Raw genomic sequence first — 22,751 nt, forward strand, 5'->3', positions numbered from 1 at the left:
ATGAAAACGGTAGATACGGTTATTCGCGGCGGCACCGTGGTGTCGTCCCAGCGGATAGTGAAAGCCTCCGTAGCCATCGATAATGGTCTGATCGTCGCCGTCGGCGATGATGCGGTTATGCCCGACGCACGGGAAACGGTGTCCGCCGAAGGGCTCTATGTGTTGCCCGGCGCCATCGACAGCCATGTCCACTTCCGCGATCCAGGGTATCCGCACAAGGAAACCTGGAAAACCGGCTCGGCGGCGGCCGCTTGCGGCGGCGTCACCACGGTGTTCGACATGCCCAACACCAACCCGCCCACCGGCACGTTGGAAGCCCTGGCGATGAAACTGAAGGCGGCGGAAAGTTCCTATGTGGACTTCGGCATCCACGCGCTGTTCGACGACAGCACAGTGGCAACCCTCATCGACCTGCTCGACGGCGGCGCCACCAGTTTCAAGGCGTTCGTCGGCAACACCTTCGGCAATCTGCCCGCCCCCAGTGACGGCGCTCTGCTGGAAGGCTTTGAAACACTGGCGCCGCTGGGTATTCGTACCACCGTGCACGCGGAAAATTCCTCAATCATGGCACGGCGCCAGAAACATCTGCGTGACGCCGGCCGTACCGATCCCCTGGCGCATCTGGCGGCGCGGCCGGCGGTTGCTGAAATCGAGGCCATCGGCCGCATCATCACTCTGGCGGAGTGGACTGGCGCACGGGTCCACATCGCCCACCACAGTGCCGCGGATTCCCTTTATCTGTTGCGTGAAGCGAAACGGCGCGGCGTCGATGTTACCGCCGAAACCTGTCCCCAGTATCTGTTGCTCAATACCGTCAATATGCTCGATCTGGGCGGTCTGTTAAGGGTCAATCCACCGGTACGCGAACCACGCCACAACGAGCCGTTATGGCGGGCCCTGCTCGACGGCGTGATCGACATGATCGCCACCGACCACGCTCCCCATGCGCCGGAGGAGAAAACCCGCGACGATATCTGGGAATGCGACTGCGGCTTTCCCGGCGTGGAAACGCAGATGCCGCTGATGCTCACCGAAATCAATGGCGGCCGCGCGGCGATCACCGACTATGTGCGCTGGAGTGCCGAAGCCCCGGCCCGGGCCTGGGGTTTGCAGGGCATCAAAGGGGTGATCGCCCCCGGCGCCCATGCCGATATCGTCCTGGTGGACATGGGCCGCAGCGAAAATCTCTCCCAGTACCGCCTGCAGTCAATCGGCAAGATTTCCCCCTGGCACGACCGGCAAGTCAAAGGCTGCCCACTGCACACCATGGTGCGCGGTCGTTTCGTGGTGCGTGACGGTGAGCTGCTGGAACACACCGCGGGTTGGGGCCAATCGATAAAACCGGTGCAACGAATGCCGCCCGCGCGGGTCGCTCACCCGGACACCACCACCCGTGCCATCACCGAGCCGGGCGCGGCGGAGCGGGAAGCCAGAGCCACTGCCGGGGGAGCATCATGCAAGATACACCGCTGATCGAACTGTCCCAGGTTACCGTTCGCTACGGCGATCCGGAGAGCGGCACCCTGGCTCTGGCACAGACCAGCCTGCGCATCGACCGCGGCGACTTTGTCGCCCTGGTCGGCCCCAGCGGCTGTGGCAAATCCACCATTCTGAAACTGGTGGCGGGATTGCTCACCGCCAGTTCCGGAGGCGTGCTGCTGAACGGCCGCGAAGCCAACTACAAAGGCATCGGCATCGGTCTGGCGTTTCAGAATCCGACCATGATGCCCTGGCTGACGATCCGCGAAAACATCATGATCCCGTTGAAAATCGTCGAGCCATACCGCAGCCAGTATGCGCGCAAAAAGAAAGGCGAATTCGCGGAAAAAGCCGATGCCATGCTGGCCCGGGTCGGGCTGGCCGGCCTCGGTGACAAACGGCCCTGGGAACTGTCCGGCGGCATGTTACAGCGGGCCTCGCTGTGCCGGGCACTGATCCACGAGCCGCAATTATTATTGCTCGACGAGCCCTTTGGTGCCCTCGATTCATTCACCCGGGAGGAACTCTGGGGCATTCTCCAGCAGTTGTGGATGGACACCGGCTCCACAGTCCTGCTGGTTACCCACGATCTGCGCGAGGCGGCGTATCTGGCCAACCGGGTTTGCGTCATGTCGTCCCGGCCCGGGCGCATCCTGGAAGATTGTCCGGTGCCCTTTCCTCGCCCACGCAGCGAGGAAACGGCTTACCAACCGGAGTGCGTCAGTCTGATTCACAGCCTGCGCAAACAGATTGCCAACGCCCGCGCCGACGAACCCGCCCAGGAGAGCGCATGATGAAACCGCTGAATACCCAACAACGCCAGCGGCTGCTGTCGGTCATGGTACTGATCGGTTTTTTTCTGTTCTGGGAACTGGCCTGCCTGGCGTTCCAGGTTTCCGATCTGGTGTTGCCACGGCCGACACAAATCTTCCTGGTCCTGTTTGAAAAAATGCCGCTGCTCTGGCCACACACGGTGCAAACGCTCTACACCACGGTGCTGGGTTTTGCCCTGGGAGTGATCAGCGGCGTACTGCTCGGCGTCATGGTCGGCTCCTCGCGGCTGGCCTACAATGTGGCGTATCCGCTACTGGTGGGATTCTCCAGTATTCCCAAGGTGGCCGTGGTGCCGATTTTCGTGGTCTGGTTCGGTGCCGGCACGGTCCCGGCGGTGCTCACGTCGATGATCATCAGTATCTTCCCGGTGGTGGTCAACGTGGCCACCGGTCTGGCCAGCACCGAGCCGGAATTCGAGGATGTGCTCAAGGTACTCGGCGCCAGCAAAAGAGATATTCTCTGGAATGTCAGTCTGCCGCGGGCACTGCCCTACTTGTTCGCATCCCTGAAAGTCGCCATCACCCTGGCTTTCGTCGGCACCGTTCTGTCCGAGTCGGTGGCCGCCAACAAGGGCATCGGTAACGTCATGATGATCGCCAGCGGCAACTTCGACGTCGCCCTGGTGTTCGCCGGGCTGATCATTCTGGCGGTAATGGGCGTGTTGCTGTACGCGCTTTCCGCTTACGTCGAGCACCGCGTTACCGGCTGGGCCCATCGCAAAACCGAGAACATGACATGAACCAGAACACTCAGACATTACAACGCATCGCCGTATTCTGCGGCTCCAATTTTGGCACCCACGATGACTACCGGGAACAGGCGGCGGCCCTCGGCACACTGCTGGCGGAGCAGGGTATTACCCTGGTTTACGGCGGCACCAGCAAAGGGCTGATGGGGGTGGCGGCGGACGCCGCCCTCGCCGCCGGCGGAGAGGTGTTTGGTGTCATCAATCGCCGCTTGTTCGAACGCGGCCATCTCCATCCCCGGCTCTCAGGCCATGAAGTGGTGGACAATATGCGCCAGCGCAAAGCGCGCATGGCGGAACTGGCCGACGCCTTCATCGCTCTGCCCGGCGGCCTGGGAACCCTGGAGGAGTTGCTGGAAGCGGCAACGCTGAGCCAGCTGCGTGATCACGTCAACCGCCCCAGCAAGGCCTGTGGCGCGCTGAATATTCGCGGCTTCTATTCGCCATTGCAGGCGTTACTGAGCCATGCCGCGGCCGAAGGGTTCATGCCGGCCGCCCACCTGGATCTCATCGCCGTGGCGGATACGCCGGCGGCGTTACTGGCCGCGCTGGAGCAGTGGGTTCCGCCGGACGTCAACAAATGGATCGGCCAGCCCGGCTCCTGATCCGGGGCCGTCGGAGGGCACGCTAGCCGCGCCCTTCCGGATTTCGCGCTGTCGCCAGTGACGACCGCGTTTTTCTGACCGTCACGCTTTCTCGAAAACGATATCCTGCGCTCCTTCCCACAGCACTTTCTGCCCCAGCGCGCGCAAATTCTCCTTGCCCTGGACAATGCTGAGAAAATGATTTCCGGCCAATTGGCCCATTTGGCTGGAGAAGCAGCAACTGCCATAGGCCATAATGATCTCGGTTTCGCTGTAGCCGCCGGGGTAGAACAGGATGTCACCCACCGAGGGATGGCTGGTGTGGTTCTCGAATGCCACGCCCAACTGCCAGTCACCGAGCGGAATCCAACAGCCCTCACCGCTCCAACGCACATGAATCAGGCGCTGACGGTAAGGCAGCAGCGCCTCGAACGCCGCCACCGTGTTCGGCGCATCGGCCTGGGTTTCAGCGATAAACGTAAAGCCGCCGGCGGTGATACGAATCAAAGACATAGAATGTTATCCACAAGCAATGAGCAATATTGCCGGCTTAACAATACCCAAAAGCGCCGGCTTTTACCGGTCCGGAAAGGTGGTTTAAAACCACGACAACGTTGCCGGAAAGGCAACGGTTGATTCCGGCTCATTCATCCACGACAGGACCCTGCCATGAACGCTGAAGCGATAAACCTGTCCTTGCCCGACGGCCATCCGATGCGGGCGCGCTGGATCGTTCCGGACCGGAACAACGGCCTCGGCGCTGGCATCATCGTCATTCACGACATCTTCGGCTTCACGCCGGATCTGCAACGGATCGCCGAGAGGCTGGCCAGCGCCGGCTACCCGGTGCTGGCGCCGGACCTCTACGACCAGGCCGGCGGCAAAGCCTCCTGCGTGGTGAGAACACTGCGTGATCATGAACGGGGACGCGGGTTCGCCTTCCAACAACTGGAAACCTGCCGTCAATGGTTGTTGCAACAACGCGACGCCGAGGTCACCAAGGTGGGGGTCATGGGCTTCTGCATGGGCGGCCGTTTTGCCCTGCTGTTCGCGGCGCGGGCGCCGATACAGGTGGTGGCGCCGTTCTATGGCGGTGTGCCGAAAAAGGCGGAATCACTCCACGGCATCTGCCCGGTGGTGGGCGGTTGGGGACGCAAGGATCTGATTTATGGAAATCACGGTGACCGGCTGGCCGGCCATCTGACCCGGCTCGACGTTCCCCACGACATACGCACCTACGATCACGCCGGCCATTCCTATATGAACGACCACCAGACGTTCACCTTCAAGCGACTGGGCTGGTACTCACCGCTGCGCTCCCGGCACGATCCCGACGCCGCCGAGGACAGTTGGCGCCGGGTGTTGTCGTTTTTCGAGAAAACATTGCGGGAGTCGGAACCTGCTCTTCATGGCTAAAGCGGAACATCGCCCGGCGGTGTCCCGCCAAGAGGGACCACGAAGACCGGATTCGCTTGCAAGGCAAGCTCCTACAGCGGCCTTGTAGCATAGTCTGTAGGAGCCAGCCTTGCTGGCGAATTTCTTGGGACACAACCGCTCAGCCGGTGTTGCGCAGGCCGGCGGCGATGCCGGCGATGGTGACCATCAAGGCGCTTTCCAGCACTCTGTCGGAATCGCGGTCACGCAGACGGGCCATCAGTTCCGCCTGCAACAGGTGCAGCGGATCGGTGTAGGGATCGCGCACGCGGATCGACCAGCGCATCACCGGATTGTTGTCGAGCAGATCGCCACGGCCGGTGAGCCGGCCCAACGCCTCCACGGTGCCGGCCAGACGCTGGCGCAGGGAATCGCCCAGCCGCATCAGGTCGGCGTCATCGGTGAGCCGCTCTTCGTACCAGGCGGCCACCCGAGAATCCGCTTTCGCCAGCACCATTTCCAGCATGTCCACCACGCCCTGGAAAAACGGCCAATGGCTGGCCATTTCCCGTACCTGGTCGGTGTCGGACTGATCTTGCAAGGCGGCTTCCAGGGCGGCACCAGTGCCCAGCCAGGCCGGCAGCATCAGACGGATCTGTGTCCAGGCGAACACCCAGGGAATAGCGCGCAGGGATTCAATACCGCCGTCGCTTTTACGCCGCGCCGGGCGGCTGCCCAGAGCCAGACGACTGAGCTCGGTCTCCGGCGTCACCGTGCGCAGATAACGCACCAGCGCCGGATCATCGCGCACCACCTGACGGTAACCTTCCACCGATACCCGGGTGAGCTTTTCCATTTGCTCGCGCCATTGCGGCTGCGGTTCACGGGGCGGCAGCAGCGTCGCTTCCAGGGTGGCGGCGACGTACTGCTCCAGATTGAAGGCGGCCACCGACGGGCGGCCATATTTGAAGCGAATCACTTCGCCCTGCTCGGTGACACGGATGCGCCCGGCCACCGAACCGGACGGCTGGGACAGCAGCGCCATGCGCGTGGGCGAGCCGCCACGGGAAATGGAACCGCCACGGCCATGAAACAGGGTCAGCGGTATGCCGTGCTCACGAAACAGCGCGGTGAGTTTTTCCTGGGCGCGAAACTGGGCCCAGGCGGCACCGAGAAAACCGGCGTCCTTGGCGGAATCGGAATAGCCGATCATCACTTCCTGGCCGCCCTTGACCCGCTCCCGATAAAACGGAATCGACAACAGCGCGGACATGGTCTCCCCGGCGTTGTCCAGATCGTCCAGGGTCTCGAACAGCGGCACCACACGCATCGGCCGGGTCACCCCGGCGATCTTCTGCAGCAGCATCACCGCCAGCACATCCGAGGGGGCGTGCGCCATGGAGATGACATAGGCACCCAACCCTTCCGGTCCCTGTTCGGCGATCACCTTGCAGGTATCCAGCACCTCACGCACCTGCGGGTCGCACAGCTCGCTCTGGTAGAAGAGGTCATCCACCAATGGGCGGCGATTCTCCAGCTCGGTCAGCAGAAAACGTTGCCGCTCGGCTTCATCCCATTCCAGATAGGAGCCCAGTTCCAGGTAGCGGGTGATGGCATCGACAGTGTCGGCGTGCCGGCCGGACTCCTGGCGCACATCCAGACACAATAACGTGATGCCAAAGCAACTCAGGCGGCGCAGGGTGTCCTTGAGCTGGCCGTTGGCGATGGACTCAAGACCGACGGCGCGCAGGGAACGGTCCAGCAAGCGTAATTCGTCACGCAACTGGGCACCGTTGAGAAAGCCTTCGCCATCCGGCACCGGCCGTTCTTCCACCAGCGCTTCCATACGCCGCCGGGTCACCTTGAGGCGGTCACGCACATCACGCAGTACCACGCGGTAGGGTTCGTGGCTGGGCCCGGTGCGAGCCAGCAGTTCGTCGCTGGCCCGATGCATGGACAAGTCCGCCAGCAAATTCTCCACATCACGCAAATACAGGTCCGCCGCCATCCAGCGCGCCAGCAACAGCACCTCGCGGGTGACCGCGGCAGTGACGTTGGGATTGCCATCACGATCGCCGCCCATCCAGGAGGCCAGGCGGACCGGCACCCAGTCCGCCGGCGGTGATGGCAGACCGGCCTGTTGCAGTTCCTCATCGAGCTGCCGCATGAAGTCCGGCACCGCCCGCCACAGGCTTTGTTCGATGGTGGCGAAACCCCATTTGGCTTCGTCCACCGGCGTCGGTCTCTCGCGACGAATCTCGTCGGTACTCCAGGCGGAGATAATCAGCTCGCGCAAACGCTGTTCGAGTCGCTGCCGCTCTTCCCCTGTGAGATCCGGGCGATCCGATTCGGTGAGCAGGTCCGCCATCTGGTCGTACTTGCGAATCAACGTGCGCCGGGTCACCTCGGTGGGATGAGCGGTGAGCACCAGTTCCACGGAAAGGTCCGTCAGGGTGTCGCGCACGGTTTGCGCCGACACCTGCCTGGCGGACAGCCGCTCCAGCACATTGCGCAAACCCTGATCGCTGTCGGGGTCGCCGGGATAGCGCTGATGCTGACGGTGCAGACGTTCGCGATGATGCTGCTCGGCGATGTTGGCCAGGTTCAGGAACTGGCTGAACGCCCGTGCCACTTCCAGCAGGGCATCATCTTCCAGGGGATCGAGCAGGGCCCGCAGACGCGCCACCGACATTTCATCGTTGGAGCGGGTTTCCACCGCCGCCAGACGGATCCTCTCCACCGTTTCATACAGGTTCTCTCCCACCTGCTCACGCAACGTGTGGCCAAGCAGCTCCCCCAGCCAACGGACATCTTCGCGCAACGGCGCGTGCTGATCCTGTTCCATCAATACGTCTCTCCGTTAATAGAGATCCTTCATGCTACCGGGAACGGGGGGACAGGCAATAGCACTATGGTCCGTGGCAACAATGGTCCGTGGCAAGAAAGGCCGCGCAAAATACCTTTTTACAACATTACGCCCATTGCAAGTCTTTATTCCCCGGGCCAGCTACCGCAACATAGGCGCATCTGGTTATCCACGGAACCTCAATGAACTCGACCAACCGCGTGTCCTCCGAACAGGGCGCCATCATTCTGCAGTATCTGGCCCGGGCCCTGTTCGCCGTGCTGGCGGTGATTTACTTCCATCACACCCCGCAGTTCTTCGTCACGGTGCCGGAAAGCACCCCCTGGCTGATCGCCGGCGCCTATCTGGGGCTGCAGTTGCTGCTGCTGGTCAGCCGTGCCGATTACGCGGTCATTCTCGCCTCGACCCTGGACATGGTGGTGCTCGGCGTGGTGATGCTGCTGGATGGCGGCGAGCCGCCGCCCACCATGGCGCTGTTATTCCTGGCGGTGCTCAGCAACGGCCTGCTGTACGGTCTCAAGCGTTTCCTGGTGATGCTGCTGGCCGCCGAAGTGGTCTTGGCCATCGTGTTGCCGATCCGCATGGCGTATTTGCCGGAAGGCGCCACGCAACCGGCTTCCGCCAGCCTGTTCCTGCTCGCCGCGCTGACCGTGTGCATGATCTATTTCGGGCTGATGATATGGCGCAATCAGGTGCTGGGCCGGTCCGCCCTGGAAGCGGCCTGGAACGATCCACAAACTGGTTTCATCAGCCGCGCCGCGCTGGTCAGCACCGCCGGTTGGATGATTCCCCTGCACGATCGCCTGTCCTCGCCACTGACCGTGGTGTTGCTGCAACACGATGACCTTAATGGTTTGGCGGACGTCATCATCCAAAGGCTGCGTCGCAGCGACGTGGTGGCCCGCAACGATGAACATCAACTGGCTTTGCTGTTGCCCTGTACCGGCGGCGCGGAAGCCAGCCAGGTGATCGAGCACCTGCGCCAGCGGGTGCCGGATCTGCGCGCCGCCGTGCTGACCCTGAACAGTTCCAACCTGGCCCTGGAACAGGTACTGCATCATTTGCAGCAGGCCCTGCCCCGCAGCCGGGATGATGACACCCACTGGCTGGTCTACGCGCCGCCGCTGGATTAAGAAGAAAACACAGGAAACCCGGGAAGGGAGACCCGGCCAACCCCATGCCGACAACAGGGGAAACGTTATGGTCTACCGCCTTACCCTTCTTGCGCTTGCCTTATCCGGCCCCGCCCTGGCGGATGATTTCCAGACCTATATCGTCGGCGGCGAGGACGCCACCGGTGATTGGCCCTGGGCGACACGGGTCGCCCTCGATCTGGGAAACGGTTTCGAGAACTCATGCTCCGGTTCCCTGCTTAACCGGGAATGGGTACTGACCGCCGCTCATTGCTTTTTTAACGACGACGGCGAGGCAATGGACGTGTCCACCATCACCGTTCACATCGGCAGTGGCCCGAAGGGGACCAATCCAACCCGGGAGGCGGATGAGTATCGTCTGCATTCCGGCTACGACAACGAAGCCAATCCCATTGGCAACGATATCGCCTTGGTCCACTTGAGCAGGGCCATCGAAGTGTCTTCCTTGCCCAGTCTGGTGGACGAAGCCCATTTCGAAGAATTGCTTGCCCGCGACGCCATGGGCCACGACGAGGCCGTCACCGCCATCGGCTGGGGCGTCACCGATCCGGATAATCCAACGGTCTCCAACACCCTACAGCAGGTGGCTCTGGATTATGTGCCGTTTTCCACCTGCAATCAGAGCTGGAATGGTTTTCTCACGCCGGTCGAGAACAGCGTCCTCTGCGCCACCGAATTGAACCCGGAAGATGACGAGACCGAGAATACCTGCCAGGGCGACTCCGGCGGTCCGCTGATTCTGGGCGACGATCCGGCGCCTTATATCGTCGGGCTGACCAGCTTTGGCTCCACCGATAATTGCCAGGCCGGCCGCCCCACCGTGTTCAACCGGGTGCTGAACATGGTGGACTTCGTGGAAGCCAACAGCCCCCTGGTGGACGTCAGCGTCAGCAGCGATCCGCAACGCTACTACGGTTCTCTGGGAGGACAGATCACGGTCCCCGCCACGGTCACCAACGGCAGCCTGCGAAACAGCGCCCGCAACGTGATGATCCAGGCCGCCACCAACACCACCGGCATCGACGCTTCTTTGCAGTGGAGCGACTGTGACAACAACGGCGGCCCGTTGGCGGGCAATGACCAGTGCACCCTGACGTTCCCCCTGACCGCCGGCAACGACAGCAACGGGCAGGTGGCAGTCAGCCACAACGGCGTCACCGAAACCGACGCCATCCTGACCCTGGCGGTGAGCAGCGACGAAGATGAATACCGGATCAAGAACAATCAGGCCCCGGTCACGGTGGTCTTCTCCAACCGGCCGGACCTCACCGTGAGCGCCGAGCAGACATCCGCTGATCTGGACAGCAATGGCCAGGGCATCGCCACCATCGCGGTGCGGGTCAGCAATCTCTCCACCGTGAACGCCGCCAGCGATGCCAGCGTGGAGCTGACCCTGCCCGCCGGCACCACCGCCAGCGGTGACGATACTGTCCAGTGCGATACGTTGTGTTGGATAGGGCCCATGGCCCGCGGTGCCAGTGTCGATTTCACCTTGACGCTGACCAGCGGAACGCCGGAGAGCGGCACGCTGACCCTGGCCGCCGCCGACCAGAATGGCGAAGACTTTCCCCAGGATAATAACCAGCACGAACTGACCGTGGCCTACTCCGGCGTCAAGGCGGCCAGCGACAGTGGCGATGGCGACAGCGGCGGCTCGGGCGGTGGCGGCTCGTTCGGCGTCGGCTGGTTGCTTGCTCTGGCGGGGCTGGCGCTGCGTGCTCAGACGCCGCGCCGGAACAACCGCTCCAGGTAAGCCAGCAGGAAGTCCGCGTCGGACAACGGCGCCCGGTAAGCCAGGTGGCCATCCGGGCGCATCAGCCATAAACGGCTGCCATTACCGAAGTGCTCGGCGAAATCACCGTCCTTGTCATGCCACAGGTGGGCCCGCCCCGGCGCCATGTCCGGCGCGGCCCCTTCCGGCGGCTCATTGAGGATCAGGGTAATGCGCAGCTCATTGAGGTATTCGTCCGGCACCCTGGAAAGCAGCGCATGCAGGATAACCCGGGTGGGATGGTCCGGGGCTTCGCCCGGTTGCAGCAGCAGGTGATGCACCGGCTGGCGCAGCAGGCCGTGCAAATGCCGGGGCCCGCCATCGTGCAGCGACACCAGGGACACATCCGGCACCCGGTCGCCGGGCAGCGGCCCCTGATGCCGCCACCCCAGATCCGCGTCCGGACCGGCGTCCACCAGCGGCGAGGCGCGATAGTGGATGTCCAGTTGGCTGGCCCGACGCATTACTTTGTTTTCCGCCGGCCCGCGCTGGCCGGTCAGCTTCAACAATGAATCCCGGGCACCACGCAGAAATGGCCGCCGTAACGTCGAGGTCCGGGACAGTAAATTCACTTCACGCAGCATCTCCACCGCCACCGGCCGGCGCTCCTGCTGGTAGCTGTCCAACAAGGCGCCACCACCGTAACCACGCAGGAACAGCACCAGTTTCCAGGCCAGATTCACGGCGTCGGCGATCCCGGTGTTCATACCCTGGGCGCCCATCGGACTCTGGATATGGCAGGCGTCGCCGGCGAGGAAAATACGATTGCGCCGATAATGGCTGACCAGCCGGCGGTGCACCGAAAAGCGCGTCAACCAGATCGGCTCCGGCAGTTCCGGCACCGGATCCAGCACTTGGACAAGGCGTTCGCTCAACAGCGCCAGATCCCGTTCCGGGTCCGCCGGCCCCGGTTCCGCGTCTTCTTCCAGCACGGTGATCAAACGCCAGCCGGACGGTAGCGGAATCGCCATCAGGGCACCGCCGGGGAGCAGGAAGCCGTGGCTCTGATCCTCCGGCAGATCCAGTTCCATATCCAGGTCCGCCAGCAGAAAGGTCTCTTCGTAATCCATGCCTTCGAAGGGCAGGCCGAGCAATTCCCGCACCCGGGAATGGGCGCCGTCCGCGCCCACCAGGATCTCTGCTTCCACTTCGGTGACTTGCTCGCCAACACGGACCCGGGCCCGCACCCCGGCGCCATCCTGTGAGCAGTCGAGCAGTTCGGCGTCGCGCCACAGTTCCCCGCCAAGGCTACGGAAACGTTCCTCCAGCACCGCTTCCACCTGTGACTGCGGGCAGCTGAGCAGGGCCGGCTCCGGCGTGTCCAGGGCGGTGAAATCCAGATGCAGCAGGGGCCCTTTCTCGCCATGGAGATTCACTGCCCGAATCGGACGGCTGCGTTCACGCAGGGTTTGCAGTACCCCCATGGCGTCGAGGAATTCCAGGGTGCGGGCGTGCAGCCCCAGCGCCCTGGACCAGGGCCGGCGTTGCGGCAGGCGGTCGATGATGCGGCAGGGAATGCCGCCGCGCAGCAAATTGACGCCCAGGGTCAGGCCGGTGGGGCCGGCGCCGACGATCAGTACTTTGGCTTGACGTGATCCCGTGATCATGAATGCGATGCTACAATCGGTGTATGAAAAGCCGTCATGCGCGGCCGGCTCCCCGGAACAGATGCGACGGCGGCCCCGCCGTCGAGGATGCCCGTGCAACCCGCCACCGGCACCGCGACGAAATGTATCACATCCAGGGCCGCCCGCGCGTCGCGGTCCGCCCATTCCTGCCCCCGGAAGCGTCATGAGCCGCAAAATCATCCACGTTGATTGCGACTGCTTCTACGCCGCGGTGGAAGTCCGCGACGAGCCGCGCCTGCGCGGCCGGCCAGTGGCGGTGGGCGGCGATCCCCAGCGCCGGGGTGTTATCGCCACATGCAATTATCCGGCCCGGGACTTCGGCGTGCGCTCGGCGATGTCCTCCGCCCAGGCCCTGCGTTTGTGTCCGGAGCTGGTCATACTGCGCCCGGACTTTGACAAATACCGCCGGGTCTCCGCGCAGATTCAGGACATTTTTCGAACCTTTACTCCGATTATCGAGCCGCTGTCCCTGGACGAGGCCTTCCTGGACGTGAGCGAGAGCCCGTTGCACAGCAACAGTGCCACGCGTATCGCCGAGGCCATCCGCCAGCGGGTACGCGACAACGTCGGCATCACCGTGTCCGCCGGCGTGGCGCCGAACAAGTTTCTCGCCAAGGTGGCCAGCGATTGGCGCAAACCGGACGGCCTGTTCGTGATCGCGCCGGATCAGGTCTCGGCGTTCGTGGCGGCGTTGCCGGTCACCCGCATCTTCGGCGTCGGCCGGGTCACCGCGGAGAAAATGGCGCTGCAGGGCATCCGCACCTGCGCCGATCTGCAGCCTCTGAGCCGGCTGGAACTGGCTCAGCAGTTTGGCAGCTTTGGCGAGCGCCTGTATCACCTGTGCCGGGGCGAGGACGACCGGCCGGTGCAGACCAGCCGGCGGCGCAAATCGGTCAGCGTGGAGGAGACCTACCACCAGGACCTGACCCATTTCAGCGACTGGCTGCGGGAACTGGCGGCACTGATGCCCCGTCTGGAGCAGCGCCTGGACCGTCTCGACAGCCACTATCTGGTGCAGGGCCTGACGGTGAAAGTGCGTTACAACGACTTCCGCATCGTCAGCGCCGACCACACCGAAACCGCCCTGGACAAAGCCGTGTTCGAGCACTTGCTGCGGCAACTGTGGGAGCGGCATTCGGCCCCGGTGCGCCTGCTCGGCATCGGCGCCCGCCTGCGTGATCTGAAGTCTCCGCAACAACCGGACCTGTTCCCGGAGGAGAGGGAACGGGCGTTGCGGGAGAAGCGGCAGTGAAACGCTACGACACCCAAGAGTAACAACGCCGCTGTAGGAGCTTGCCCTGCAAGCGAATTCTTTAAGCAAGGCTCAATTCGCTTGCAGGGCAAGCTCCTACAGTGGACTTGTAGCTGGTCAGGAACCTTGATTCCCCCATCACCAGCCCTCAGATTAGGGGTCTGAACCCCTGGAGCAAGGAACCGCCCTGAATGACCGTCATTAACGCGGCCACCGCCACGCGGCCGGCCACAGTGTCCACTATCGTCGCCCCGGAAGGCAGCCTGGAAGTACTCAGCCAGCAGGAGGTGGAACGTCTGCGTGATACCTCGTCACGGGGGCTGCATGATCTGCTGCGCCGCTGCGCGCTGGCGGTGCTCAACGCCGGCACTCCCACCGACGACAGCCGCCAGGTGCTGGAAACCTACGCGGATTTCGATATCCAGGTGATGCAGGAAGACCGCGGCCTGATGCTCAAGCTGGACAACGCACCGGCCGGTGCTTTCGTCGATGGCCGCATGATCCGTGGTATCCGCGAGCATCTCTCGGCGGTACTGCGCGACATTGTCTACGTGGCCAACGAGATTCACACCGGCGGCCGTTTCGATCTGAACAGCACCGACGGCATCAGCAACGCGGTATTTCATATCCTGCGCAATGCCGGCGTGCTGCACGCCGGCGAGACCCCCAATCTGGTGGTGTGCTGGGGCGGCCATTCGATCTCCCGGGAAGAGTACGACTACAGCAAGAGCGTGGGCTATCAATTGGGGCTGCGCCATCTGGACATCTGCACCGGTTGCGGCCCTGGCGCCATGAAAGGCCCGATGAAGGGTGCCCATGTGGCCCACGCCAAACAGCGCCGTCGTAATGGCCGCTATCTGGGGATTTCCGAGCCCGGCATTATCGCCGCCGAAGCCCCCAACCCCATCGTCAATGAACTGGTGATCATGCCGGACATCGAGAAGCGTCTGGAGGCGTTCGTGCGGGTCGCCCACGCCATCATCGTTTTTCCCGGCGGTGTCGGCACCACCGAGGAGATTCTTTATCTGCTCGGCGTCCTGCTGCATCCGGCCAACCAGCATCTTCCGGTTCCCGTGGTCTTCACCGGGCCGGCGGACAGCGCCGAGTACTTCCACAAGGTGGATCAGTTCATCCGCTACGCCCTGGGCGAACAAGCGGCCGGCCGCTATCGCATCATCATCGACGACCCGGAAGCGGTGGCGCTGGCGGTGCGCGAGGGCGTGCGGGAACTGACCCAGTTTCGCCGCGAAAACGACGATGCCTTTTACTTCAATTGGCGACTCACCGTGCCGCTGGAATTCCAGCAACCGTTCGAGCCCAGCCACGAAGCCATGGCGGAGTTGCGTTTGAGCACCTCTCTGCCGGTGCACGAGCTGGCCGCCAACCTGCGCCGGGCGTTCTCCGGCATCGTGGCGGGGAATGTGAAGGAGGCGGGCATTCGTGCCATCGAGGAACGCGGCCCCTATGAGCTGCACGCGGAGGCGGGCCTGATGACCCATCTGGATACTTTGCTGAAGGCGTTCGTCGAGCAACAGCGCATGAAACTGCCCGGCAGCTATTATCAACCCTGCTACCGGCTGGGTTCATGAAACCGAGCACCCTCGCCGCGCTGCTGAGCTTTGTCATCCCGGGCGCCGGCCAGCTCTACAACGGCCATATCTGGCGAGCACTGTTCTGGCTGATAGTGACACCGGGACTATGGATCGGCAGCGGCGGCCTGTTCGGCTGGGTATGCCATCTGATCGCCGCCTGGACCGCCTGGCACAAGGCGCAGGAACACGCTGACACGCTGACACGCTGACACGCTGACACGCTGACACGCTGACACGCTGACAAAAACACTGCCAGACCAACCTCTCCTGTCAATGCTTTTCCGGATCAAGAGTGCGGCCAGCCAGGCCGCCTCCTTCTGCGTGCAAGCGTGCAGGCGTGCCGCGTGCTTGCTGCGCTCCTTTACCGAGGCTGCATGCGGATGCCGCCATCCAGACGGATGGTTTCGCCGTTGAGGAAGCGGTTCTCCACCATATGACAGACCATGGCCGCGTATTCTTCCGGGTGACCCAGGCGTTTCGGGAACTGGGTCATTTCGATCAGCGGCATTTTTACCTTGTCCGGCGCGGCGTTCATCAGCGGCGTATTGAAAATGCCCGGCGCGATGGTGTTGCAGCGGATGCCCAGGGACGCCAGATCACGGGCGATGGGCAGGGTCATGCCGACCACCGCGCCCTTGGTGGCGGAATAAGCCACCTGCCCCACCTGGCCATCAAAGGCAGCCACGGATGCGGTGTTGACGATCAGTCCCCGTTCGTTGTCCTCACCCGGCTCGTTTTCCGCCATCACCGCGGCGGCCAGACGAGTCACATTGAAAGTACCGATCAGATTGATCTGCACCACGGTGTTGAACACACCCAGATCGTGAGGCTTGTTGTCCCGTCCCACGGTTTTCATGGCGGAGCCGACACCAGCGCAGTTGACGCAGAGATGAATCGCGCCGAAGGCATCCCGGGTGGCATCGATGGCCGCCTGCACCGAGGCTTCATCGGTGACATCGGTCTGCGTGAAGGCCACGGACGCACCGATGGCGGCGGCGGCTTCCTCTCCCCGCTGGGCGTCACGGTCCAGAATCATCACCTTGGCACCACGCGCGGCCAGCGCTTCCACCGTGGCCCGGCCCAGGCCGGACGCGCCACCGGTCACCACCGCCACTTTGTTTTTGATATCCATACATCCTCCTCGATTTCAGAAACAGGGAGTATACCCAGCTCGGGACGGGGCCGCAGTCTTGCGTCCGCGGGTCAACATACGCATTCTTGTACGGGTCGGTTCATTTCACCCGCTCGCCATACGAGGGCAGCGCCTATGAGCTATCCCCAAGCCAGGCTCCGGGAGGACTACCTGGCCGCAACGCTGTTGGCCAATCGTGCTTTCAGCGAAACGCTGTGCGCGCCTTTGACGCCGGAGGATATGGGCCTGCAGGCCTGTCCGGAGGTCAGCCCGCCGCGCTGGCACCTGGCGCACACCACCTGGTTTTTCGAGACGTTCATTCTCAAGCCCCATGTTCCCGGTTACCGCCCCCTCGATCCCCGTTTCGAATACCTGTTCAACAGTTATTACAACGGCGTCGGCGAACAATATCCGCGACCGCAACGGCATTTGCTGTCACGTCCGGACACCGCCACCGTGCTGGCCTGGCGCCGGCAGGTGGACGAGGCCCTGGCGGACTTGCTGAGCCGCTCCGTCACCCCGGAACTGGCTGCCCTGGTGAGGCTGGGTATCGAGCACGAGCAACAACATCAGGAGTTGCTGCTCACCGACCTCAAATTCAATTTCTCTCATAATCCGCTGTACCCTCAATATCAGCCCCACGAGGACCAGGCTGGCGGCGCGCCCGCGCTAAGCTGGCTGGAGTATGCCGGCGGGCTGGTGACGATCGGCGCCGGCGACGCCTCTTCGTCACCGGGGTCGTTTTATTTCGACAACGAAACCCCGCGCCACCGGCAATGGCTGGAGCCCTTCGCTCTCGCCAGCCGCCCGGCCACCTGCGGTGAATACCTGGCGTTCATCGAGGACGACGGTTACCAGCGGCCGGAGCTGTGGCTCTCCGACGGCTGGGCCTGGCGCAGCCAGCAGCAGGTAAAAGCGCCACTGTATTGGTTTCTGAACGACGGTCTGGCCGAGCACTACACCCTGGCCGGCCGGTGCCCTTTGAATCTGGCGGAACCGGTCACTCATCTGAATTACTACGAGGCGGACGCCTTCGCCCGCTGGTGCGGCAAGCGGCTCCCCACGGAAGTGGAATGGGAACACGCGGCGGCGTCCCGGCCAGTGACTGGCGGTTTCGTGGAAAACCGCCGCTATCACCCCGCCATCGCCACTCCCGGAGAGGGACCACGGCAGCTGTTCGGCGACGTTTGGGAGTGGACCGCCAGCGCCTATCTGCCCTACCCCGGCTTTCAACCGGCGTCCGGGGCGGTGGGCGAGTACAACGGCAAATTCATGTGCAATCAGATGGTCCTGCGGGGCGGTTCCTGTGCCAGCAGCCGCGATCATTTGCGTGCCAGTTACCGTAACTTTTTCTATCCTCATTTGCGCTGGCAGTTCAGCGGCGTGCGGCTGGCCCAAAGCATGGAGGCGTGCGATGCAACCCCGGCAACTGCTCCCTAATCTGACCTTTCTGGATTTGTATCCACCGACCGCGGACGCCGCCCGAGAGGTACTGTCGTCGCTCAGCGCGGCGACCCCGCATCTGGATCCGAAATATTTCTATGACGAGCAGGGCTCCGCCCTGTTCGACGCCATCACCCGGACGCCGGAGTATTACCCCACCCGTACCGAGACCGGTCTGCTGCGCGAGCACGCCCAGGCCATGGCCCGCACCCTGAATACCGAACTGACGATCGTGGAGCCGGGCGCCGGAGGCTGCGAGAAGGCGCGGATCCTGCTGGATCAGTGGCAGCCGCGCGGTTACATGCCGCTGGAAATTTCCCGTGAATGCCTTCTCGATGCCACCCGGCAGCTGGCGCCTCAGTACCCGCAAGTCCAGTTCCAGGCGGTTTGCGCCGACTATTCCCAGGCCCTCACCGTGCCCACCGGTCACCAGGAGTTGCCCCGGCTGGTGTTCTTCCCCGGTTCCACCATCGGCAATTTCGAACCCGTGGCCCGCCGCACCTTTCTCACCGACCTGCGACAGCTGGCCGGCGATGACGGCTTCCTGCTGATCGGCGCCGACCTGCAAAAGAATCCGGCTCGGCTGCACCAGGCCTACAACGACAGCGCCGGCCATACCGCCGCCTTCAATCTCAACATCCTCGCCCATCTCAACCGCCGTCTGGACTGCGGCTTCGATCTCGACGCCTTCGAACATCAGGCCTTCTACAATGAAGAACAGCAGCGTGTGGAAATGCACCTGCACTGCCACCGGGACCAGCATGTGCAAATCGCCGGCGAATCCCTGACCCTGAGCGCCGGCACCCGGGTCCACACCGAGAACTCCTACAAGTTTTCCGTGGAGGACTTCAGCCGCGAGCTGGTCACCGCCGGCTTCCAGCCGCTGTCCTGCTGGCTCGACGACGAGGCCCTGTTCAGTGTGCATCTGGCCCGCGCCGCATGAGCTCAACGGCTTTCCGGCGCTTCGGCCGGGCAGGGCTTAAAGATTATGAACGGGCTCCACAGTGGCGCGCCAAGCTGGCTATACTGGGGTCATGACTTTTCTGGAATGCACCCATGCTTGAGTTGATCAGCGCCGCCCGCCGCCGCCGCCGGCCACCGACCCATGAACTGTTCGACGTGGTCAGCCAGAATTTCCGTGTCGGCTTGCTGGACATCGACATCAACCTGCATCTGAACAACGGCAAATACGTCAAGATCATGGACCGCTGTCGCCTGGAACATGGCGTGGTCACCGGCCTGCTCGATCGCATGATCAAGGCGCGCACCCACACCATCGTCGCCAACACCGAGATCGCCTATATTCGCGAGCTGCGGCCTTACCAGCGCTTCCAGGTGCACACCCGCATCCTCGGCTGGGATGACAAGTACACCTACTACGATCAACGTTTCGAATCGCAGCGCAAACTGCATACCCATGCCCTGCTGCGTCTGGCGCACCTGTATGGCGGCAAGCCCATCAGCCCCCAGGCGTTCCAGGAAATGACTGGCCTGAACCGGCGCTCACCGGTGCTGCCGGACTATGTCCAGGACTGGAAAAACCTGCTGCAAAGCAAGCGCCGCCTGACCGAGCAGGACGACGGATCGCTGGCGCTCGGCTCCCGTTAAACACACCTCCCGGAATTCGTAAAAGGCGCCCTTTGCCCCTGCCCCGACCGCGGCGGATTGAGTACACTGTGGCCATGAGCACTTCCCGCATCCGTACCCCCTGTATTGGCGTTTGTTCCACCGTCTTCGGCGACACCGTATGCCGCGGCTGCCGCCGCTTCAGTCATGAGGTGGTGGACTGGAACGCCTACAGCGAGGATGAAAAACGTATCGTCTGGCGTCGTCTGGACCAGTTGCTCACGCTGGTGGTGCGCAACTACTTCCAGGTCTTGGACGGTGAGCGGCTGGCGGCGCAACTGGACTACCAGAATCTGCGCTACCAGCGGCAAATGTCACCGGAAGGCTGGGTCCCTGAGCTGCTCAAGGCCGCCGGTCGACAGCCGCTCCGATATGAGGATTACGGGCTGCAACCGTTGCCCACCGCCGATGGCCTCACGCCACGGGAGCTTTACGACGTGATCAGCCGTGAATGCCACGCCCTCAACCAGGCCCATTATGACCGCTCCTTCGCCCGCCCGGTGCGGAGCACCGGCGACCTGATCCTGCGCGCCGCCCAGGAAAAAGGGCTGGTGGGCAGTAGCGACTGAATCCCGGCGCCCGTCACCGCACGCCGCCCAGACCCTCCCACGCCACCGCCGCGGCCAGCAGAATCAAGGCCGCGCCGGCGCCCCGTTCCACCCAGGCCAGCCGGCGCCCGAACACGCTCATCCAGCGTGGCTGAGCCGCCAGCCACGCCACCAGCAAGTCCCAGCCCAGCACCACGGTCACCATCCACAGTGCATAGCCCAATTGGATCGTTAACGCACTGCCATTCGCTGCCAGAAGTGAAAACAGGCTGGCGTAGAACAAGGCGTTCTTGGGGTTGAGAATGGCCGAAGCGAAGCCCATGCCCAAGCCGCGCAGGCGGCCACCGGTACCGGCCACGGGCAGCGGCGCCGCCGGCAGACTCAGGGGCGCGGCCGAGCGGATAAGGCGAACGCCGAGGTAAAACAGGTAACCGGATCCGGCCCACAGCACCACCATGAACAGAGGGCTTCCCGGCCTCAGAACCGAGAAACCGGCCAGCGCCAGGGCGATGAAGACGCCGTTGGCCAGGGCCACTCCCAGGCACACACCGGCGGCACTGCGCCAGCCCTCCACCAAGGCACTACGCAGAATCAAAAAGAAATCCGGACCGGGGCTGAGCAACGCCAGGAAATGGGCGCCGGCCACCATAAGAAACTGCTCCAAAGCATTGCCTCCCGACAGACAGGGAGGGGCATGCTAGCGGCGCGGGAATGGATGGGATTGTAGAAAATTGCGAGGAGAGCCGGCGGTCAGCCGTCCACGGCCACCCGTCGGTATTGCCCCGGTGTCGCCGCCACCCGTTCCTTGAACGCCCGCTGAAAATGGCTCTGGTCGGTAAACCCCAATGTCTGTGCCACATCCGCTGGCGCCAGCCCGGCCCGCAACAAGGCCCGGGCACGGTCTATGCGCTGGTCCAGCCCATAGGCGTGGGGAGTGAGGCCCAGATGGCGGCGAAAGCGGCGGATCAGTTGATAGCGGCTGAGGCCGTTGGCAGCGGCCAGATCGTCCAGCGGAATCGTCTGGTCGGCGTCACGCAATGCCCGGCGCGCGGCCTCCAGCTCTCCGGGTTCGCCGGTTTGCTCCCCTTCCAGAGGTTCGCCGCGCCACCATTGAGCGCGCAGGAAGCCGGTCAGGTGACGCTCCTTGAGCGCCGGCGAGGCCGCCGAGAACAGACATCGATTGAGCTTGCAGAAAGCGGCGTAGGCCACCGGGTCCCGGCCCACTTCCACCCGTCGCGGTGGGATCTCCCCCAGTATCTGTCCGAGCCAGCGAGGATCCAGATAGAGCATCTGGTAACTCCAGTCTCCGCCTGCGGCCGGATTGCAGGCGTGCACCTGTTCATCGGGAATACTGATCAAGGTGCCGGGCAACAGAACGCGGCTGACCCCCAGGCTGGTGAAGCGGCTGCGTCCGCCATCCACCACCCCGATGGACCAGGTGCGATGGCTGTGGGCGCGGTAGCAGGCGCGACTGCGACAGGCCCGGCGGCTCTCCACGAACGGCAGCGCCGGGTCACGCCAGAATTGAGCGGGGGGCATGGGGGCTCCGTTCTCGGCTTGGAGCCCCAGTTTACGCTATTTGATCGCCACCGGGTTCACCGGCGCGCCGGTGCCGCCTTCCATCTTCAGCGGCGCCGCCACCAGCAGGAAGTCGTACTTGCCGTCCTCGGCGCTGTCCGCCGCCAGATCATCAAGCCAATAGATCTCCGAGAGCACCACCCCCAGGTCGCGGATGAACGCACCGTGTAGGGGAATGATCACGGTCTCGCCATCAATTTCCTGGACTACTTTTTCGATGGCCAGATTGTCGGCGGCAATCATCGGGATTTCCATCTGATCCACCCAGTTCACCAACTCCGTGCTGTAACACAGACCCGGCTCGGTATTGGCGTCCCACTCGGCATCGGGCTCTTCTTCCCAGAAGCGGGCGATGGAACCGGTGCGGATCACCAGAATGTCGCTCTTGTTGATTTTCACCTTCTGCGCCTTGGCGGTGTCCTGCAGGTCCCGCAGGCTGATACAGGTGTCGGGCGCCAATCGATAGGGTGCGTTCTTGTTCTGATACCGCCCTACATCCAGCAACACCGCCCGGCCGACAATACCCTTTTCTCCCAACGCCGCCACATCGGCGTGGGAATGGCCGTGCACCGTGGTTTGATCGCTCTTGCCGCCGTAGACCTGATCTCCGTACCAGGCATGGGCAAGACTGTCCACGTGAGTGGTGCCCTGCAGATACATGAAGGCCGCGTCATCGGAGAATTTGACACCGCCAGCCAGCGCCTCGGCCTTGCCGGCGGAGTAGACACTGGCGTCCTGGGCCATGAAATGCTGGGTTGGAATACGCCCGGGGAAGACCGGCCCACTCCCCGAAGTCATCGGAATCTGCAACGTAAAGGTGCGGCCTTTGCTGACCGCTTTCAGACCGGTGAGTACGGACTCTTCCGAGAGATAGTTGAGCGCCCCGACCTGATCCTCCTCGCCCCATTTACTCCAGTTGCTGGGGGCATCCTTTTGCAATCTTTCCATGGCGGTTTCCGCCAGCAGCGGCGCGGCCGAAGCCAACAGACAGCCGGCTAGCAAACAGCGCCATCCCGAACCAAGACCTGACATTGTTGTTTTCATACGTCTCTCCCGATTTGCTGTGTTATTTGGATTTATCTAAACACAACCGTTGGCACCACTGCATCCACGCGCGTTTTCAAGCACCGCGCGGAGGCTTCAAC

21 protein-coding genes are annotated in these 22,751 nt (G+C 63.2%); 14 read left to right on the plus strand and 7 right to left on the minus strand.

Annotated features, from left to right (window positions below; translation table 11 throughout):
- Genes B5T_RS16465 through B5T_RS16480 form a run of 4 tightly spaced genes read left to right on the plus strand, consistent with a single transcriptional unit; the run spans position 1 to position 3,663 of the window.
- Positions 1 to 1,473 (plus strand): dihydroorotase, encoded by a 1,473-nt coding sequence (locus tag B5T_RS16465; RefSeq protein WP_014995660.1) that lies wholly within the window; start codon positions 1 to 3, stop codon positions 1,471 to 1,473.
- Positions 1,455 to 2,273 (plus strand): ABC transporter ATP-binding protein, encoded by an 819-nt coding sequence (locus B5T_RS16470; protein WP_014995661.1) that lies wholly within the window; start codon positions 1,455 to 1,457, stop codon positions 2,271 to 2,273. Before B5T_RS16465 ends, B5T_RS16470 begins: the two co-directional genes overlap by 19 nt.
- A complete protein-coding gene (locus B5T_RS16475) occupies positions 2,270 to 3,052 on the plus strand; it encodes an ABC transporter permease (RefSeq protein ID WP_014995662.1) in 783 nt (260 codons plus the stop codon). Before B5T_RS16470 ends, B5T_RS16475 begins: the two co-directional genes overlap by 4 nt.
- Positions 3,049 to 3,663, plus strand: coding sequence for an LOG family protein (locus B5T_RS16480; RefSeq protein WP_014995663.1), 615 nt, complete (start codon positions 3,049 to 3,051; stop codon positions 3,661 to 3,663). Before B5T_RS16475 ends, B5T_RS16480 begins: the two co-directional genes overlap by 4 nt.
- A gap of 81 nt (positions 3,664 to 3,744) precedes the next feature.
- On the opposite strand, the gene B5T_RS16485 is transcribed toward B5T_RS16480, so the two are convergent.
- Positions 3,745 to 4,155 carry a DUF3830 family protein gene (locus B5T_RS16485; RefSeq protein ID WP_014995664.1) on the minus strand — a complete coding sequence of 137 codons (411 nt, stop codon included), beginning with the start codon at positions 4,153 to 4,155 and terminating at the stop codon, positions 3,745 to 3,747.
- 156 nt (positions 4,156 to 4,311) lie between these two features.
- On the opposite strand from B5T_RS16485, the gene B5T_RS16490 reads away from it, so the two are divergent.
- Complete coding sequence (locus B5T_RS16490; protein ID WP_014995665.1) at positions 4,312 to 5,058, plus strand: dienelactone hydrolase family protein; 747 nt, start codon at positions 4,312 to 4,314, stop codon at positions 5,056 to 5,058.
- A gap of 139 nt (positions 5,059 to 5,197) precedes the next feature.
- On the opposite strand, the gene ppc is transcribed toward B5T_RS16490, so the two are convergent.
- Positions 5,198 to 7,861: a phosphoenolpyruvate carboxylase gene (gene ppc, locus B5T_RS16495; protein WP_014995666.1), complete on the minus strand. Its 2,664-nt coding sequence runs from the start codon at positions 7,859 to 7,861 to the stop codon at positions 5,198 to 5,200.
- Between the two features lie 203 nt (positions 7,862 to 8,064).
- Between ppc and B5T_RS16500 the strand changes: the two genes are divergently transcribed.
- Positions 8,065 to 9,015: a GGDEF domain-containing protein gene (locus B5T_RS16500; protein WP_014995667.1), complete on the plus strand. Its 951-nt coding sequence runs from the start codon at positions 8,065 to 8,067 to the stop codon at positions 9,013 to 9,015.
- 67 nt (positions 9,016 to 9,082) lie between these two features.
- Positions 9,083 to 10,789 (plus strand): S1 family serine peptidase, encoded by a 1,707-nt coding sequence (locus B5T_RS16505; protein ID WP_014995668.1) that lies wholly within the window; start codon positions 9,083 to 9,085, stop codon positions 10,787 to 10,789.
- On the opposite strand, the gene B5T_RS16510 is transcribed toward B5T_RS16505, so the two are convergent.
- Positions 10,756 to 12,414, minus strand: coding sequence for an FAD-dependent monooxygenase (locus B5T_RS16510; protein ID WP_014995669.1), 1,659 nt, complete (start codon positions 12,412 to 12,414; stop codon positions 10,756 to 10,758). The genes B5T_RS16505 and B5T_RS16510 overlap by 34 nt on opposite strands.
- A gap of 184 nt (positions 12,415 to 12,598) precedes the next feature.
- On the opposite strand from B5T_RS16510, the gene dinB reads away from it, so the two are divergent.
- From dinB to B5T_RS16525, 3 genes are all read left to right on the plus strand, one after another.
- The gene (gene dinB / locus B5T_RS16515; RefSeq protein WP_014995670.1) at positions 12,599 to 13,687 is read left to right on the plus strand and encodes a DNA polymerase IV; all 1,089 of its coding nucleotides are present in this window, start codon (positions 12,599 to 12,601) and stop codon (positions 13,685 to 13,687) included.
- Between the two features lie 191 nt (positions 13,688 to 13,878).
- Positions 13,879 to 15,276, plus strand: a complete 1,398-nt coding sequence (ppnN, locus tag B5T_RS16520; RefSeq protein ID WP_014995671.1) for a nucleotide 5'-monophosphate nucleosidase PpnN — start codon at positions 13,879 to 13,881, stop codon at positions 15,274 to 15,276.
- A complete protein-coding gene (locus tag B5T_RS16525; RefSeq protein ID WP_014995672.1) occupies positions 15,273 to 15,488 on the plus strand; it encodes a DUF5683 domain-containing protein in 216 nt (71 codons plus the stop codon). Before ppnN ends, B5T_RS16525 begins: the two co-directional genes overlap by 4 nt.
- A gap of 152 nt (positions 15,489 to 15,640) precedes the next feature.
- Here the strand turns inward: B5T_RS16525 and B5T_RS16530 are convergent, their stop codons facing one another.
- Entirely contained in the window at positions 15,641 to 16,411 is a 771-nt protein-coding gene (locus tag B5T_RS16530) for a 3-hydroxyacyl-CoA dehydrogenase (RefSeq protein WP_014995673.1), read from the minus strand.
- 135 nt (positions 16,412 to 16,546) lie between these two features.
- On the opposite strand from B5T_RS16530, the gene egtB reads away from it, so the two are divergent.
- From egtB to B5T_RS16550, 4 genes are all read left to right on the plus strand, one after another.
- Positions 16,547 to 17,851, plus strand: coding sequence for an ergothioneine biosynthesis protein EgtB (gene egtB, locus B5T_RS16535; RefSeq protein ID WP_014995674.1), 1,305 nt, complete (start codon positions 16,547 to 16,549; stop codon positions 17,849 to 17,851).
- Positions 17,826 to 18,797 carry an L-histidine N(alpha)-methyltransferase gene (egtD, locus tag B5T_RS16540; RefSeq protein ID WP_014995675.1) on the plus strand — a complete coding sequence of 324 codons (972 nt, stop codon included), beginning with the start codon at positions 17,826 to 17,828 and terminating at the stop codon, positions 18,795 to 18,797. Before egtB ends, egtD begins: the two co-directional genes overlap by 26 nt.
- Before the next feature lie 113 nt (positions 18,798 to 18,910).
- Entirely contained in the window at positions 18,911 to 19,462 is a 552-nt protein-coding gene (locus B5T_RS16545; protein WP_014995676.1) for a thioesterase family protein, read from the plus strand.
- Positions 19,463 to 19,536: 74 nt separating this feature from the next.
- Positions 19,537 to 20,049, plus strand: a complete 513-nt coding sequence (locus B5T_RS16550; protein ID WP_041717090.1) for a DUF1289 domain-containing protein — start codon at positions 19,537 to 19,539, stop codon at positions 20,047 to 20,049.
- A gap of 13 nt (positions 20,050 to 20,062) precedes the next feature.
- On the opposite strand, the gene B5T_RS16555 is transcribed toward B5T_RS16550, so the two are convergent.
- From B5T_RS16555 to B5T_RS16565, 3 genes are all read right to left on the minus strand, one after another.
- The gene (locus B5T_RS16555) at positions 20,063 to 20,692 is read right to left on the minus strand and encodes a LysE family translocator (RefSeq protein WP_202803015.1); all 630 of its coding nucleotides are present in this window, start codon (positions 20,690 to 20,692) and stop codon (positions 20,063 to 20,065) included.
- An 86-nt stretch (positions 20,693 to 20,778) separates the two neighbouring features.
- A complete protein-coding gene (locus B5T_RS16560; protein ID WP_014995679.1) occupies positions 20,779 to 21,567 on the minus strand; it encodes a helix-turn-helix transcriptional regulator in 789 nt (262 codons plus the stop codon).
- Positions 21,568 to 21,603: 36 nt separating this feature from the next.
- Entirely contained in the window at positions 21,604 to 22,650 is a 1,047-nt protein-coding gene (locus B5T_RS16565) for a cyclase family protein (protein WP_014995680.1), read from the minus strand.
- Positions 22,651 to 22,751 lie beyond the last annotated feature (101 nt).

The sequence above is a fragment of the Alloalcanivorax dieselolei B5 genome (assembly GCF_000300005.1).
Classification (GTDB): domain Bacteria; phylum Pseudomonadota; class Gammaproteobacteria; order Pseudomonadales; family Alcanivoracaceae; genus Alloalcanivorax; species Alloalcanivorax dieselolei.